Source organism: Pseudomonas sp. R2-37-08W, assembly GCF_003851705.1.
Taxonomy (GTDB): domain Bacteria; phylum Pseudomonadota; class Gammaproteobacteria; order Pseudomonadales; family Pseudomonadaceae; genus Aquipseudomonas.
Map to the genome: position 1 here is coordinate 987796 of NZ_CP027728.1, position 15951 is coordinate 1003746.

Here is a 15951-nt window from a genome sequence, read left to right on the forward strand (position 1 = left end):
ATTTCATTTATTCTTATAGGGGAAAGTGGTCACCAGACGGCTGGATCGTCTTATTTTTTGTCGCATGTGTCCAGTGTCCCGTGACGCATTCGCGGCATAGGCTCTGTGAGCCCGTCCTTGTCCGACAATCCTCACAGGTGAGCCATGATTCCCAGAACCTTATTTAGCCCGGAGCACGAACTTTTCCGCGAAAGCGTGCGTACCTTCCTCGAAAAAGACGCCGCGCCATTCCATGGGCAATGGGAGAAACAGGGTTACATCGACCGCAACCTCTGGAACAAGGCGGGGGAGGCGGGGATGCTGTGTTCGCACGTGCCGGAAGCATACGGTGGGCTGGGCGCGGATTTCCTTTACAGCGCGGTCGTGATCGAAGAGATCAGCCGCCTGGGCTTGACCGGCATTGGCTTTTCCCTGCATTCGGACATTGTTGCGCCGTACATCCTGCATTACGGCAGTGAGGCGTTGAAGCACAAGTACCTGCCCAAGTTGATCTCCGGCGAGATGGTCACGGCCATTGCCATGACCGAGCCTGGGGCCGGTTCCGACCTGCAAGGGGTGAAGACAACGGCTGTGTTGGACGGTGATGACTATGTGATCAACGGCTCCAAGACGTTCATCACCAACGGCTACCTGGCCGAGCTGGTAATCGTGGTGGCCAAGACCGACCCCAAGGCCGGCGCCAAGGGCACCAGCCTGTTCCTGGTCGAGGCCGACACGCCGGGCTTCGATAAGGGCAAGCGCCTGGAGAAGGTCGGCATGAAGGCCCAGGACACCTCGGAGTTGTTCTTCCAGGACGTGCGTGTGCCCAAGGAAAACCTGCTGGGCCAGGCCGGCATGGGCTTCGCATATTTGATGCAGGAGTTGCCCCAGGAACGGCTGACGGTGGCGATTGGTGCGCTGTCGTCAGCCGAGGCGGCGTTGCAGTGGACGCTGGATTACACCCGCGAGCGCAAGGCGTTTGGCAAGGCGATAGCCGACTTTCAAAACACCCGCTTCAAGCTGGCAGAGATGGCCACCGAGATTCAGATCGGCCGCGTGTTCGTGGACAAATGCCTGGCGCTGCACCTGGAAGGCAAGCTGGATGTGCCCACGGCGGCGATGGCCAAGTATTGGGCCACGGACCTGCAATGCAAGGTGCTCGATGAGTGCGTGCAACTGCACGGCGGGTACGGCTTCATGTGGGAATACCCGATAGCCCGCGCGTGGGCCGACGCGCGGGTGCAGCGGATTTATGCGGGGACCAATGAGATCATGAAGGAGATTATTGCGCGGGCGCTTTGAGTGCTGTGTTGTTTGTGAGGGCCCTATCGGGGGCAAGCTGTTCTGGTCAAGTTTTTCCGGACACCGATTACGGTGATCAAGCCGCCTCCTGCTCCATGGCTATTGGCGACAGGTAGTTGTTGTAGCTGTGGAGCCTGATTCGGTTGTATCGCATGAAGAAGCTGGTCATATCCTGCTTGGCTTCTTCAACTGTCATATAGCCCTTGGTGGGCACCCACTCTGATTTGAGCGTCCCAAAGAAACGCTCTGTTGGTGCATTGTCCCAGCACTGCCCTCTGCGGCTCATGCTTTGGGTTATCCCATACTCCAGCAACGCGGACTGAAAGAGCTGGCTGGTGTATTGGCAGCCTTGATCCGAATGAAACATCAAGCCTGCATGTTTGCCTCGAACCTCCACCGCCATTCTCAGCGCCTTGCTAACCAGGTTGGCGTCATTGATCAGAGAAAACGCCCAGCCAACGATTCGGCGGGCGAACAGATCAATGACCACTGCCAAGTGATACCAGCGTTTCCCAACCATTAGGCTGGTAACGTCGCCGCACCAGACTTGATTAATTGCGGTTGGCTCGAAGTTACGCTCAAGCAGGTTCTTGGCCACAAATGCTTCAACGCCTCTAGAGCGATATTGATGGCGGCGGCGCTGTCTGCTGGCCAGATTTGCCTCCGCCATAAGTTTTCCGGCCAGATGCCGACCTACCTTGATCTGCTGGGCCTTCAAGTGCTGAGAGATCATCCGTGCACCTGCGCTTTCTCGGCTTTCGACATGCAGTTGCACGACTTTTGCTCTAAGCGCGTCACGCTTGGTATTTGGCGCTGAGCGACGCTTAAGCCAGTCATAAAACGCGCTGCGGGAAACGCCTAGCGCACTGCAAAGCAGGCTGGTCGGATATGAACTCGACTCCCTCAGTTCCTCGATCAGGAAAAACGATCGGGATCCGACATCAAGAGAGCCGTAGCCTTTTTTAAGATTTCAGCCTCACTCTCCAGGCGCTTGACCTTGGCTCGTAGCTGTTGAAGCTCTCGCTGTTCGTCGCTGATAGCCTTGGTACCTGCCACTGGCTGCCCTTTGTGACGCTCTTTACGAACCTGATCAACCCAGCGGCGCAGAGCCGTAGGGCCAACGTCCATCGATGCACAGACGTCGGGAACTGAGCAGTTATCATCAAGAACCATGCTTGCAGCACGTTGCTTGAACTCGTGGGTGTAGGTCTTTCGCTGTTGCATGGAACCTCCTGATTGGGCGAATCATATCGCCCTTAAGAGGTGTCCGGGATCATTAGGCCAGTTCAAGCCCCCTCCCACATTGGAATGCATTCCAAGTGTGGGAGGGGGCTTGCTCCCGATAGCGGTCTAAAGATCAATCACGGCGCCGGATTCGGATGATCCTTCTGAATCGCCTCAATCCCTTCCAGCACCTCTTTGGACAGCTTCAGGTCGGCACTGGCAATGTTGCTGTCCAGCTGCTCCAGGCTCGTGGCCCCGATAATATTGCTGGTCACAAACGGCTGTTGCGTCACAAACGCCAACGCCATCTGCGCCGGGTCCAGCCCATGCTCCCGCGCCAGTGTCACATAACGGCTGCACGCCGCTTCCGACTGTGGGTTGAAATAACGACTGAAACGGCTGTACTCCGTCAGACGCGCCTTGGCCGGGCGCGCACCGCCTTCGTACTTGCCGCTGAGCATGCCGAATGCCAGTGGCGAGTAGGCCAGCAAACCGCATTGTTCGCGGATGGCAATTTCAGCCAGGCCCACTTCAAAGCTGCGGTTAAGCAGGTTGTAGGGGTTCTGGATCGACACCGCGCGGGTCCAGCCACGGGCTTCGGCCAGGGCCAGGAATTTCATGGTGCCCCACGGGGTTTCGTTGGACAGGCCAATGTGGCGGATCTTGCCGGCCTTGACCTGCTCATCCAGCGCTTCCAGGGTTTCCTCCAGTGGGGTGAGGTCGTCTTCGTCCTTGTGTTTGTAGCTCAACTGGCCAAAGAAATTGGTACTGCGCTCCGGCCAGTGCAACTGATAGAGGTCGATCCAGTCGGTCTGCAGGCGTTTGAGGCTGGCGTCGAGGGCGTCCACGATATGCTTGCGGTTGTGGCGCAGGTAGCCATCGCGGATATAGTCGATGGTGTTGCCGGGACCGGCGATCTTGCTGGCGAGGATCCAGTCGGCGCGATCGCCACGGCTCTTGAAGTAATTACCGATATAACGCTCGGTGGTGGCGTAGGTCTCGGCCTTGGGCGGTACCGGGTACATTTCTGCCGTGTCGAGGAAGTTGATGCCCGCGGCCTTGGCCCGTTCGATCTGTGCGAAGGCCTCTGGCTCGCTGTTCTGCTCGCCCCAGGTCATGGTGCCCAAGGCAATCGCGCTTACGTTCAGATCGGTCCGGCCCAGCTGTCGATAATCCATCGGGTACTCCTTCAGGGGAAAACATTCATAAAAGCAGGTTGAATTTTTTTTCGCAATCTGCATAATTGCCCACCTCTTTCTGCAGTGGAAGTGATGCGCCGTCTGCCGAAGAATCTTGCCGTTGAACGGACGCGCTGACCCGAGCCCCCGATAGCGTCTGTATCCGGCTGCCTTTGACCTTGTCAAAGTACGCACTATTCAGTAAGATCCGCCGTCTAATTTACAGGGCGGCCCCTGAGGCTATTAAAGAATGACAACTTTTACTGCAAAACCGGAAACAGTTCAGCGCGACTGGTTTGTCGTCGACGCCGCTGGTCAGACCCTGGGTCGTCTGGCCACTGAAGTCGCCAGCCGTCTGCGTGGCAAGCACAAGCCTGAATACACCCCGCACGTTGATACCGGTGACTACATTGTCATCATCAACGCTGAGCAGGTACGTGTTACCGGCAACAAAGCGCAAGACAAAATGTACTACCGTCACTCCGGTTTCCCAGGCGGTATCAAGTCTTCCAACTTTGAAGGCCTGATCTCCAAGAAGCCTGAAGCCCCGATCGAAATCGCGGTCAAAGGCATGCTGCCTAAGGGCCCACTGGGTCGCGATATGTTTCGCAAGCTGAAAGTCTATGCGGGCGCTGTACACCCTCATGCTGCTCAGCAGCCCCAAGAACTGAAGTTTTAACGGAATAGTTCATTATGTCGGCGACTCAAAATTACGGCACTGGCCGTCGCAAAACCGCAACCGCACGCGTTTTCCTGCGTCCGGGCACTGGTAACATCTCGATCAACAACCGCACTCTGGAAAATTTCTTCGGCCGCGAAACTGCCCGCATGGTAGTTCGTCAGCCGCTGGAACTGACCGAGACTGTTGAAAAGTTCGACATCTACGTCACCGTTATCGGTGGCGGTGTAAGTGGTCAAGCTGGCGCAATCCGCCACGGTATCACTCGCGCTCTGATGCAGTACGACGAAACCCTGCGTGGCGCTCTGCGCAAAGCTGGCTTCGTTACTCGCGATGCTCGTGAAGTTGAACGTAAGAAAGTCGGTCTGCGTAAAGCGCGTAAGCGTCCGCAGTACTCGAAGCGTTAATTCGCTTTACGTTCCACAAAAACGCCCAGCCTCCTCACGGAGCTGGGCGTTTTTTATTGCCTGCGATTTATGCACATTTTTCGCCGTGACAACTTGCCACATCCATAGACCCCCTATACTACAAGGCCTGGGGGTGGTGGCCTGGGCAATTCCCTTGTCATCCGTGGGGCTTTTCATTACCATCCGTCAAAATTTTTATAAGTAAAGATTCAACACTTAGTAGACGCCTGATTTAACAGGCCAAAAAGCTGATGGGAGAGGACTGAATGAGCAATGACGGCGTGAATGCAGGCCGGCGTCGCTTCTTGGTAGCAGCCACATCCGTGGTGGGTGCTGCAGGAGCGGTGGGGGCTGCGGTCCCGTTCGTGGGGTCATGGTTTCCCAGTGCCAAGGCGAAAGCCGCAGGTGCACCGGTGAAGGTGAATGTCAGCAAGATCGAGCCAGGGCAGCAGATGATTGCTGAATGGCGCGGCCAGCCGGTATTCATTGTTCGTCGTACCGAGGAAATCCTGGGGAATCTGAAAAAGATCGAAGGCCAGTTGTCTGACCCTAAATCCGAGAATTCCGACCAGCCCGCCTACGCCAAGAACGAAGTGCGTTCGATCAAGCCAGAGATTCTGTTGCTGGTAGGTCTGTGTACCCACCTGGGTTGCTCACCCACCTTTCGCCCGGAAGTCGCCCCTGTCGACTTGGGCAAGGACTGGGTCGGCGGTTATTTCTGCCCGTGTCACGGTTCCCATTACGACCTTGCCGGCCGTGTCTACAAGTCTCAGCCTGCGCCCCTGAACCTGCCGGTTCCTCCGCACACCTACGAAACTGACGACCTCATTGTCATTGGCCTCGATAAGGAGAACGCGTGATGAGCAAGTTCATGGATTGGGTAGATGCGCGTTTCCCCGCCACCAAAATGTGGGAAGACCATCTCAGCAAATATTACGCGCCAAAAAACTTCAACTTCTTCTACTTCTTCGGCTCCCTGGCACTGCTGGTGCTGGTCAACCAGATCGTCACCGGTGTGTGGTTGACGATGAGCTACACGCCGTCTGCGGAAGAGGCGTTCGCCTCCGTCGAATACATCATGCGTGACGTCGAGTACGGCTCGATCCTGCGCCTGCTGCACTCCACCGGCGCGTCGGCGTTCTTCATCGTCGTCTACCTGCACATGTTCCGTGGCTTGCTCTACGGCTCCTACCAGAAGCCGCGCGAACTGGTGTGGGTGTTCGGCATGCTGATCTACCTGGCGCTGATGGCCGAAGCGTTCATGGGCTATCTGCTGCCGTGGGGCCAGATGTCGTACTGGGGCGCCCAGGTGATCATCTCGCTGTTCGGGGCGATCCCGGTGATCGGCAACGACCTGACCCAGTGGATTCGTGGCGACTACCTGATCTCCGGCATCACCCTGAACCGCTTCTTTGCCTTGCACGTTGTCGCCTTGCCGATCGTGATCCTGGGCCTGGTGGTGCTGCACATCCTGGCGCTGCATGAAGTGGGTTCCAACAACCCGGATGGCGTGGATATCAAGAAGCATAAGGACGAGAACGGCATCCCGCTCGATGGCATTCCATTCCACCCTTATTACACCGTGAAAGACATTGTCGGCGTGGTCGTGTTCCTGTTCGTGTTCTGCTCGATCGTGTTCTTTTTCCCGGAGATGGGTGGTTATTTCCTCGAGAAGCCTAACTTCGAACAAGCCAACGCGTTCAAGACGCCCGAGCACATTGCCCCGGTCTGGTACTTCACGCCGTTCTACGCAATCCTGCGGGCGATCCCCGACAAACTCATGGGCGTGATCGCCATGGGCGCGGCGATCGCGGTGCTGTTCGTGCTGCCGTGGCTGGATCGCAGTCCGGTCAAGTCCATGCGCTACAAGGGCTGGCTGAGCAAGATCTGGCTGTGGGTGTTCTGCATTGCATTCATGATCCTGGGCGTGCTGGGCGTATTGGCGCCGACCCCTGAGCGCACGTTGCTGTCGCAGGTCTGCACCTTCCTGTACTTCGCCTACTTCATTCTGATGCCGTTCTACACCCGGCTCGAGAAGACCAAACCGGTTCCGGAAAGGGTGACTGGCTGATGAAAAAATTATTTGTTGCATTAGTGTTTGCGGCCCTGCCGCTTCTGTCTTTGGCTGCCGAGCATGGCGCGGAACTGGAAAAAGTCGACATCGATGTCGCCGATAAAGCCGCTTTGCAAGATGGTGCACGTACCTTTGCCAACTACTGCATGGGCTGCCACAGCGCCAAGTTCCAGCGCTACGAGCGGGTTGCCGATGACTTGGGCATCCCCCATGAGTTGATGCTGGAGAAACTGGTGTTCACCGGAGCCAAGATCGGCGACCACATGAACATCGGCATGAAACCGGCAGACGCCAAGGCTTGGTTCGGCGCAGCACCGCCCGACCTGACCCTGGTGGCGCGTGTACGTGGCACCGACTGGCTCTATGGCTACCTCAAATCCTTCTACGAAGACCCCGCCCGGCCTTGGGGCGTGAACAACAAAGTGTTCCCGAACGTCGGCATGCCTAACGTTCTGGTCGGCCTGCAGGGGCGCCAAGTGGTAGGATGCAAGCAAGTCCAGGTCGTTGAAGACGGCAAGAAGCAATATGATCCGTTGACCGGCACGCCGCTGACCCATGAGGCGTGCGATCAACTGACCATCGTGCCCAAGACCGGTACGCTGAATGAAGAGCAGTTCGACGAGAAGGTCAAGAACCTGGTGACTTTCCTGGCCTACTCGGCCAACCCGGTCAAGCTGCAGCACCAGCGCATCGGTACCTACGTCTTGCTGTACCTGGCTTTCTTCTTCGTATTCGCCTATCTGCTCAAACGCGAGTACTGGAAGGATGTGCATTGATCCAACCGTAAGCAATTGCTGTTAATCTTGCGCGCCCAGCGGCATCTCTGAACACGTAGCGTCGGTTGTTCCAGACGTTACAGAGATGCTCCCTGGGCGCGCTCGTTTTTGAGCTTTCGATAATTTCAACAAGCGAGGAGGACCGCCATGGGCGTGACCAACCGGTTGGCCTGTTACTCCGACCCCGCCGACCACTATTCCCACCGAGTACGCATCGTGCTCGCAGAGAAGGGTGTCAGCGCCGAGATCATCAGTGTGGAAGCGGGCCGTCAGCCGCCGAAACTGATCGAAGTGAACCCTTACGGCAGCTTGCCCACCCTGGTCGATCGTGACCTGGCGTTGTGGGAGTCAACCGTGGTGATGGAATACTTGGATGAGCGTTACCCGCATCCGCCTTTGCTGCCGGTGTACCCGGTGGCGCGTGCCAACAGCCGCCTGCTGATCCATCGGATCCAGCGTGACTGGTGCCGGCTGGTGGATGTGATTCTGGATTCACGCAGCAAAGAGCCGGCCCGTGTCGTGGCGCGCAAGGAATTGCGCGAAAGCCTGACCGGCGTTTCGCCGCTGTTCGCCGACAAGCCTTTTTTCCTCAGTGAGGAACAAAGCTTGGTGGATTGCTGCCTATTACCCATACTCTGGCGCTTGCCGATTATGGGCATTGAACTGCCGCGGCCTGCCAAGCCGCTGCTTGATTACATGGAGCGCCAGTTTGCGCGTGAGGCTTTCCAGGCGAGTCTGTCTGGTGTCGAACGCGATATGCGCTAAGGCTTAAGGAGCCGCTGATGAACTCCAGTCGACCCTACCTGGTCCGCGCGCTCTATGAGTGGATTGTGGACAACGATTGCACCCCGCACATGCTGGTCAATTCCGAATTTCCTGCGGTGCAGGTTCCGCAGGGTTTTGCCAGTGACGGACAGATTGTATTGAACGTATCGCCCAGTGCCGTGCGCCACCTGCACATGGACAACGAAGCGGTCAGCTTCGAAGGGCGTTTCGGCGGCGTGCCGCATACGCTGTTTGTGCCGATTGGCGCCATCCTCGGGATTTATGCCCGTGAGAATGGCCAAGGCATGGTGTTCGATCTGGAGTCGCCTTTCGAGGATGACGAAACGATCGAAGGCGAAGGCGGCGATGATGTGCCGCCACCCGATAACGAGCCACCGCGCCCTACGGGCCGGCCGAGCTTGAAAGTAGTGAAGTAAGCGGCTGTTGCCTTCGGGCGAGCCTGAAAAATGCCTCGGCGGTTGCTGGGGCATTTTTTTGCCTGCCGCGCAGAAGTGAAAGTCTCGATAGGAACGGTGATCGTACAACCGCCATGGGCTATGATGCGTCTTCAGTTCGCCGAGAAAGATGATCCATCATGGAAAACGCCAACGCCGCCCCACGTCTGCCCCGCAAGCGCCGCAGCCTTGCCCAGGAATTGGTCACGGTGTTGTCCGAACAAATCCGCGACGGCCAGCTCAAGCGTGGCGACAAGCTGCCCACTGAGTCGGCGATCATGGATGCCCATGGTGTGAGTCGTACCGTGGTGCGCGAGGCCATCTCGCGCTTGCAGGCGGCGGGGCAGGTGGAGACGCGTCACGGCATCGGTACGTTTGTATTGGACACGCCAAGCCCGAGCGGTTTCCGGATCGATCCGGCCACCGTGGTGACGTTGCGCGATGTGTTGGCGATTCTGGAGTTGCGGATCAGCCTGGAAGTGGAATCGGCAGGCCTGGCTGCCTTGCGCCGCAGTGACGAGCAGCTGGCGGCGATGCGTGCGGCCCTCGATGCCTTGAATGAAAGCGCGGCCCATGCGGGTGATGCGGTGGCGTCAGACTTTGCGTTCCACCTGGAAATAGCGCTGTCCACCGGCAACCGTTATTTCACCGACATCATGACCCACCTGGGCACCAGCATCATTCCGCGTACCCGCCTGAATTCGGCGCGTCTGGCCCATGATGACCAGCAGCATTACATGGGGCGCCTGAGTCGCGAGCATGAAGAGATTTATGAGGCGATCGCGCGCCAGGATTCGGATGCGGCGCGTGCGGCGATGCGTTTGCATTTGACGAATAGTCGGGAGCGGCTGCGCCATGCCCATGAAGAGGCAGAGGCGCAGCGTGGGTGAGCTGACGTGTTCAGGCTAGATCGAATTCTATTCCTGTAACGCTGCCATCAGCGTCATAAACGAACGTCTTTTTCAGTACTTCCCAAACCTGCCCATCCAGATTCAGAAAATCACCTTTGTTCGGTAATTCCTCAATACTAATGTTCGCAGTGCTATTTTTCTTGGTGCCTTTGAATTTGACCGGGATTTTAGTTGTCATGATCAAGCCTCATTGAGCAGGAACAAAATAGGGTAGTGCCCGCACGTTGCCTATGCTCCCTGCAAGTGCACGTGGGCTTGACCACGTTAGGGGGCCTGAGGGTGGGGAGGGTACTGTCAGAATTCACAGTTCTGACGAGCGGTATCAAGCACGGCCATGGTCCTGCCCAGCGACGGAAGAGGCGTGCCGGTTTTGTCATCCTTGAGTAACTCGTGCGTACTCCACCGCCCCCTATCATCTGTCCAGCTTGTCGTTCAGATCATTCACATCGTTGCGGCGCAATTCATGGCGTACGCCATTTCCAATGCCTGGTCGGTACCGGTTTGATGAGCGGCCACCGCCTGTTGCAAGGCCGCGCTATGTCGTAAGACATCGTTCTAGTTGGCTGTGTGCATATACAGTCAGGCCGAGAGTTGAGGAAAAACCCGTAGATCAAGAACTCTGCTTCATCGGCAAGCTTGAGGTGAACACTGACGATTTGCAGTTGACGAATCTTTTTATAGTTGTACGATGACGTACGACATCACCAAAACCAACAATAACCTTTCGACAGAAAGTCTTTACCCAGGGTGTTCGAATAATGAATCCACAAGAACTGAAGTCCATCCTCTCCCACGGTCTGCTGTCTTTTCCGGTGACCGATTTCAACGCCCAGGGTGACTTTCACCAGGCGGGCTATATCAAGCGTCTGGAATGGCTTGCCCCATACGGTGCCACCGCGCTGTTCGCTGCGGGCGGCACCGGTGAGTTTTTCTCCCTGGCCGCCAGCGAATATTCCCAGGTTGTGAAGACCGCTGTTGATACCTGCGCCACCAGCGTGCCGATTCTTGCCGGTGTCGGCGGCGCGACCCGTCAGGCCATCGAATACGCTCAAGAGGCCGAGCGCCTGGGTGCCAAGGGCTTGCTGCTGCTGCCGCACTACCTGACTGAAGCCAGCCAGGACGGGGTTGCCGCCCACGTTGAAGCGGTGTGCAAATCGGTCAAGATCGGCGTGGTGGTGTACAACCGCAATGTCTGCCGCTTGACCGCGCCGCTGCTCGAGCGCCTCGCCGAGCGTTGCCCGAACCTGATCGGCTACAAGGATGGCCTGGGTGACATCGAGTTGATGGTGTCGATCCGCCGTCGTCTCGGCGACCGTTTCAGCTACCTCGGCGGTCTGCCGACCGCAGAGGTTTACGCCGCTGCCTACAAGGCCCTGGGCGTGCCGGTGTACTCCTCGGCGGTGTTCAACTTCATCCCGAAAACCGCGATGGATTTCTACCACGCGATCGCCAAGGATGATCACGCCACTGTCTCCCGGATCATCGACGATTTCTTCCTGCCCTACCTGGACATCCGTAACCGCAAGGCCGGTTACGCCGTGAGCATCGTCAAGGCGGGTGCGAAAATCGCCGGCTATGACGCCGGCCCGGTGCGCACCCCGCTGACCGACCTGCTGCCGGAAGAATACGAAGCCCTGGCCGCGCTGATCGACAAGCAAGGCGCGCAATAACTTATCAACAAGGCCGCTGAGCAATCAGCGGCCTTTTGCGTCAGGAGAAGATTCGTGTCCCAAGCAAAACGTTTCGAGAACTACATCAACGGTGAATGGGTTACCGGCACCGACTACTGCACCAATATCAACCCGTCGGACCTTTCCGATGTGATTGGCGAATACGCCAAGGCCGACGTCGCCCAAGTCAACGCCGCTATCGAGGCCGCCCGCGCCGCATTTCCGGCCTGGTCCACCTCCGGCATCCAGGCGCGCCATGATGCGCTGGACAAAGTCGGCAGCGAAATCCTCGCCCGCCGTGAAGAGCTTGGCACCCTGCTGGCCCGGGAAGAGGGCAAGACCCTGCCCGAAGCCATCGGTGAGGTGACCCGCGCCGGTAACATCTTCAAATTCTTCGCCGGTGAATGCCTGCGCCTGTCCGGCGACTACGTGCCGTCGGTGCGCCCGGGCGTCAATGTAGAAGTTACCCGTGAAGCCCTTGGCGTGGTCGGCTTGATCACCCCCTGGAACTTCCCGATCGCCATCCCGGCCTGGAAAATCGCCCCGGCCCTGGCCTATGGCAACTGTGTGGTGATCAAGCCGGCCGAACTGGTGCCCGGCTGTGCCTGGGCCCTGGCCGACATCATTTCCCGCGCCGGTTTCCCTGCCGGGGTGTTCAACCTGGTGATGGGCAGCGGCCGCGTTGTGGGCGATGTGTTGGTCAACAGCCCGAAAGTCGACGGCATCAGCTTCACCGGTTCGGTGGGCGTGGGCCGTCAGATCGCCGTCAGTTGCGTGTCGCGCCAGGCCAAGGTGCAGTTGGAAATGGGCGGCAAGAACCCGCAGATCATTCTCGACGACGCCGACCTCAAGCAGGCAGTCGAGCTGTCGGTGCAGAGCGCGTTCTACTCCACCGGCCAGCGTTGCACTGCATCCAGCCGCCTGATCGTCACCGCCGGCATCCACGACCAGTTCGTCGCGGCCATGGCCGAGCGCATGAAGTCGATCAAAGTCGGCCACGCACTCAACAGCGGTACCGACATCGGCCCGGTGGTCTCCCAGGCCCAGTTGGACCAGGACATGAAGTACATCGACATCGGCCAGAGCGAAGGTGCGCGGCTGGTCAGCGGTGGCGGTCTGGTGACCTGCGATACCGAAGGCTACTACCTGGCGCCGACGCTGTTTGCCGACAGCGAAGCCGCCATGCGCATCAGCCGTGAAGAAATCTTCGGCCCAGTGGCCAACGTGGTGCGCGTGGCCGACTACGAGGCGGCGCTGGCCATGGCCAACGACACCGAATTCGGTTTGTCGGCGGGCATTGCCACTACGTCGTTGAAGTACGCCAACCACTTCAAGCGTCATTCCCAGGCCGGCATGGTCATGGTCAATTTGCCCACCGCTGGCGTGGATTACCACGTTCCGTTCGGTGGCCGTAAGGGGTCGTCCTACGGTTCGCGTGAGCAAGGTCGCTATGCGCAAGAGTTCTACACCGTGGTGAAAACCAGCTACATCGGTTCGTAATACGCAACACCTGTGGGGCCTGGCGCCTACCTGGCCCCACAACACACAACAGAAAAACATTACCCGCAAAAAAAATAATTAGTGGGAGTACTTCTACATGCAAGCGACCAAGCCGACCCACGTCCGTTATTTGATCCTGCTCATGCTGTTCCTGGTGACCACGATCAACTACGCCGACCGGGCCACCATCGCCATCGCGGGCTCCAGCCTGCAAAAAGACCTCGGCATCGACGCGGTCACCCTCGGTTACATCTTCTCTGCATTCGGTTGGGCCTATGTCGCCGGGCAAATCCCCGGTGGCTGGCTGCTGGACCGGTTCGGCTCGAAAAAAGTCTATGCCCTGAGCATCTTCACCTGGTCACTGTTCACCGTGCTGCAAGGCTACGTCGGTGAGTTCGGTATCTCCACGGCCGTGGTTGCGCTGTTCATGCTGCGCTTCATGGTGGGCCTGGCCGAAGCGCCATCCTTCCCGGGTAACGCACGGATTGTGGCGGCCTGGTTCCCCACGGCCGAACGCGGTACGGCCTCGGCGATCTTCAACTCGGCGCAGTACTTCGCCACGGTGTTGTTTGCACCGCTGATGGGCTGGATCGTCTACCGCTTCGGCTGGCAGCACGTGTTTATCGTGATGGGCGTGATTGGCATCGTGTTCTCGCTGATCTGGCTGAAAGTTATCCACAGCCCGCGCCAGCACCCGATGATCAACACAGCCGAGCTCGATTACATCGCGGCCAACGGCGCGATGGTCGATATGGACCAAGACAAGGGCAAGGATAAGAAAACTGACGGACCGAAGTGGGATTATATCCGCCAGTTGCTGACCAACCGCATGATGCTGGGCGTGTACCTGGGCCAGTATTGCATCAACGGCATCACCTACTTCTTCCTGACCTGGTTCCCCGTTTACCTGGTGCAAGATCGGGGCATGACCATCCTCAAGGCGGGTTTCATCGCCTCGCTGCCGGCCATCTGCGGGTTTATCGGCGGCGTACTGGGTGGGGTGATTTCCGACTACCTGCTGCGCAAGGGCCATTCCCTGACCTTCGCTCGCAAGGCGCCGATCATTGCCGGCCTGCTGGTGTCCAGCAGCATCATTGCGTGTAACTACGTCGACGTTGAATGGATGGTGGTGGGCTTCATGGCCCTGGCCTTCTTCGGCAAGGGCGTTGGCGCACTGGGCTGGGCGGTGGTGTCTGACACCTCGCCGAAACAAATCGCCGGCCTCAGTGGCGGCTTGTTCAACACCTTCGGTAACCTGGCGTCGATCACCACGCCGATTGTCATCGGCTACATCATCGCCACCACCGGTTCGTTCAAGTGGGCGCTGGTGTTCGTCGGCGCCAACGCGCTGGTGGCGGTGTTCAGCTACCTGGTCATCGTCGGCCCGATCAAGCGTGTAGTACTCAAAGAGCCGCCAGCCAGGGGCCCTGAGTTGACCAACCTAACCGAAGTGCATTCCTGAGGTTCGTGTGATGCAGTTGATTGAACATGCCGACTCGCCGCGCTCGATTCGTTTGCACGAGCGCGACAATGTAGTGATCGTGGTGAACGACCAGGGCGTCCCGGCCGGCACCGAATTCCCGGATGGCCTGGTTACTGTGGAGTTCATCCCGCAGAGCCACAAGGTAACCCTGGAAGACATTCCCGAAGGCGGCCAGATCATTCGCTATGGCCAGACCATTGGCTACGCGCTGGCGCCGATCCCGCGTGGCAGCTGGGTGCAGGAAGACCAGTTGCGCATGCCCACCGCGCCGCCGCTGGACAGCCTGCCGTTGTCCACCGAGGTGCCCGGAACCCAGGCGCCGCTGGAGGGTTTTACCTTCGAAGGCTACCGCAATGCCGATGGCACTGTGGGCACGCGCAATATCCTCGGTATCACCACCACGGTGCAGTGCGTGACCGGCGTGCTGGACCATGCCGTCAAGCGCATCAAGGATGAATTGCTGCCCAAGTACCCGCACGTCGATGACGTGGTGGCGCTGACCCATAGCTACGGCTGCGGCGTGGCGATCACGGCCACGGATGCCTACATCCCGATCCGTACCGTGCGCAACCTGGCGCGCAACCCGAACCTGGGCGGCGAAGCCCTGGTGATCAGCCTGGGCTGCGAGAAATTGCAGGCCGGGCAAGTGATGCACGACAACGACAGCTCCGTCGACCTGAGCGAGCCTTGGTTGTACCGGTTGCAGGATTCCAGCCACGGCTTTACCGAGATGATCGAGCAGATCATGGCGCTGGCCGAGGTCCGCTTGAAAAAGCTCGACCAGCGCCGCCGCGAAACGGTGCCCGCGTCCGAGCTGATCCTGGGCATGCAATGCGGCGGCAGTGATGCTTTTTCCGGCATTACCGCCAATCCGGCGCTGGGGTATGCGTCAGACCTGTTGTTGCGTGCCGGGGCCACGGTGATGTTTTCCGAAGTGACGGAAGTCCGTGACGCTATTTACCTGCTGACGTCTCGGGCGCAGAGCAAGGAAGTTGCCCAGGAGCTGGTCAGGGAAATGGACTGGTACGACCGTTACCTGGCCAAGGGCGAGGCGGATCGCAGCGCCAATACCACGCCGGGCAACAAGAAGGGCGGGCTGTCGAATATCGTCGAGAAGTCGTTGGGCTCCATCGTCAAATCCGGCAGCAGCGCGATCAACGGCGTGCTCGGCCCAGGCGAGCGCGTCAAGGGCAAGGGCCTGATTTTCTGCGCGACCCCGGCCAGTGACTTTGTGTGCGGCACCTTGCAACTGGCGGCGGGCATGAACCTGCATGTGTTCACCACCGGGCGCGGCACACCTTACGGCTTGGCGATGGCACCGGTGGTCAAGGTGTCGACACGCACCGAACTGGCCCAGCGCTGGCCGGACCTGATCGATATCGACGCCGGGCGCATCGCCACCGGGCGCGCGAGCATCGAGGAGCTGGGCTGGGAGCTGTTTCACTTCTACTTGGATGTGGCCAGCGGCAAGAAGCAGACGTGGGCGGAGCGGCACAAGCTGCATAACGACATCACCTTGTTCAACCCCGCGCCAATCACCTAGGGCTG

General features: G+C 58.6%; 17 protein-coding genes. 13 read left to right on the top strand and 4 right to left on the bottom strand.

Features of this window, described 5'->3' with window-relative positions; all coding sequences use genetic code 11:
* The first annotated feature begins 144 nt into the window (after positions 1-144).
* Positions 145-1281 (top strand): acyl-CoA dehydrogenase family protein, encoded by a 1137-nt coding sequence (locus C4J93_RS04300; protein ID WP_124428680.1) that lies wholly within the window; start codon positions 145-147, stop codon positions 1279-1281.
* A 76-nt stretch (positions 1282-1357) separates the two neighbouring features.
* Here the strand turns inward: C4J93_RS04300 and C4J93_RS04305 are convergent, their stop codons facing one another.
* The 3 genes from C4J93_RS04305 to C4J93_RS04310 form a co-directional block, all read right to left on the bottom strand.
* A complete protein-coding gene (locus C4J93_RS04305; protein ID WP_305955298.1) occupies positions 1358-2200 on the bottom strand; it encodes an IS3 family transposase in 843 nt (280 codons plus the stop codon).
* A complete protein-coding gene (locus C4J93_RS27290; RefSeq protein ID WP_256658866.1) occupies positions 2197-2505 on the bottom strand; it encodes a transposase in 309 nt (102 codons plus the stop codon). Before C4J93_RS27290 ends, C4J93_RS04305 begins: the two co-directional genes overlap by 4 nt.
* A gap of 137 nt (positions 2506-2642) precedes the next feature.
* On the bottom strand, positions 2643-3683 hold the full coding sequence (locus tag C4J93_RS04310; protein WP_124428681.1) for an NADP(H)-dependent aldo-keto reductase: 1041 nt from the start codon (positions 3681-3683) through the stop codon (positions 2643-2645).
* A 250-nt stretch (positions 3684-3933) separates the two neighbouring features.
* Between C4J93_RS04310 and rplM the strand changes: the two genes are divergently transcribed.
* The 8 genes from rplM (at position 3934) to C4J93_RS04350 (ending at position 9729) form a co-directional block, all read left to right on the top strand.
* A complete protein-coding gene (gene rplM, locus C4J93_RS04315) occupies positions 3934-4362 on the top strand; it encodes a 50S ribosomal protein L13 (protein ID WP_003171742.1) in 429 nt (142 codons plus the stop codon).
* Between the two features lie 14 nt (positions 4363-4376).
* Entirely contained in the window at positions 4377-4769 is a 393-nt protein-coding gene (gene rpsI, locus C4J93_RS04320) for a 30S ribosomal protein S9 (RefSeq protein WP_003216038.1), read from the top strand.
* 266 nt (positions 4770-5035) lie between these two features.
* Positions 5036-5629 carry a ubiquinol-cytochrome c reductase iron-sulfur subunit gene (gene petA, locus C4J93_RS04325; protein WP_034118089.1) on the top strand — a complete coding sequence of 198 codons (594 nt, stop codon included), beginning with the start codon at positions 5036-5038 and terminating at the stop codon, positions 5627-5629.
* On the top strand, positions 5629-6840 hold the full coding sequence (locus C4J93_RS04330; RefSeq protein ID WP_124428682.1) for a cytochrome bc complex cytochrome b subunit: 1212 nt from the start codon (positions 5629-5631) through the stop codon (positions 6838-6840). The genes petA and C4J93_RS04330 overlap by 1 nt, the downstream gene beginning before the upstream one ends.
* On the top strand, positions 6840-7619 hold the full coding sequence (locus C4J93_RS04335; RefSeq protein WP_124428683.1) for a cytochrome c1: 780 nt from the start codon (positions 6840-6842) through the stop codon (positions 7617-7619). Before C4J93_RS04330 ends, C4J93_RS04335 begins: the two co-directional genes overlap by 1 nt.
* Before the next feature lie 147 nt (positions 7620-7766).
* Positions 7767-8384: a glutathione S-transferase N-terminal domain-containing protein gene (locus C4J93_RS04340; protein WP_124361287.1), complete on the top strand. Its 618-nt coding sequence runs from the start codon at positions 7767-7769 to the stop codon at positions 8382-8384.
* 17 nt (positions 8385-8401) lie between these two features.
* Positions 8402-8821 carry a ClpXP protease specificity-enhancing factor gene (locus C4J93_RS04345; RefSeq protein ID WP_124361288.1) on the top strand — a complete coding sequence of 140 codons (420 nt, stop codon included), beginning with the start codon at positions 8402-8404 and terminating at the stop codon, positions 8819-8821.
* Between the two features lie 158 nt (positions 8822-8979).
* Entirely contained in the window at positions 8980-9729 is a 750-nt protein-coding gene (locus tag C4J93_RS04350; protein WP_016971564.1) for a FadR/GntR family transcriptional regulator, read from the top strand.
* A 10-nt stretch (positions 9730-9739) separates the two neighbouring features.
* Here the strand turns inward: C4J93_RS04350 and C4J93_RS04355 are convergent, their stop codons facing one another.
* Entirely contained in the window at positions 9740-9928 is a 189-nt protein-coding gene (locus C4J93_RS04355) for a hypothetical protein (protein WP_124369651.1), read from the bottom strand.
* Positions 9929-10508: 580 nt separating this feature from the next.
* Here C4J93_RS04355 and kdgD point away from each other — a divergent pair.
* The 4 genes from kdgD to garD all read left to right on the top strand — a co-directional run bounded on the left by kdgD (position 10509) and on the right by garD (position 15946).
* The gene (gene kdgD, locus C4J93_RS04360) at positions 10509-11420 is read left to right on the top strand and encodes a 5-dehydro-4-deoxyglucarate dehydratase (RefSeq protein ID WP_057724545.1); all 912 of its coding nucleotides are present in this window, start codon (positions 10509-10511) and stop codon (positions 11418-11420) included.
* A 54-nt stretch (positions 11421-11474) separates the two neighbouring features.
* On the top strand, positions 11475-12920 hold the full coding sequence (locus C4J93_RS04365; RefSeq protein WP_124369652.1) for an aldehyde dehydrogenase family protein: 1446 nt from the start codon (positions 11475-11477) through the stop codon (positions 12918-12920).
* A 97-nt stretch (positions 12921-13017) separates the two neighbouring features.
* Positions 13018-14382 carry an MFS transporter gene (locus C4J93_RS04370; protein ID WP_124428684.1) on the top strand — a complete coding sequence of 455 codons (1365 nt, stop codon included), beginning with the start codon at positions 13018-13020 and terminating at the stop codon, positions 14380-14382.
* Positions 14383-14392: 10 nt separating this feature from the next.
* Positions 14393-15946 (top strand): galactarate dehydratase, encoded by a 1554-nt coding sequence (gene garD, locus C4J93_RS04375; protein ID WP_124419292.1) that lies wholly within the window; start codon positions 14393-14395, stop codon positions 15944-15946.
* Positions 15947-15951 lie beyond the last annotated feature (5 nt).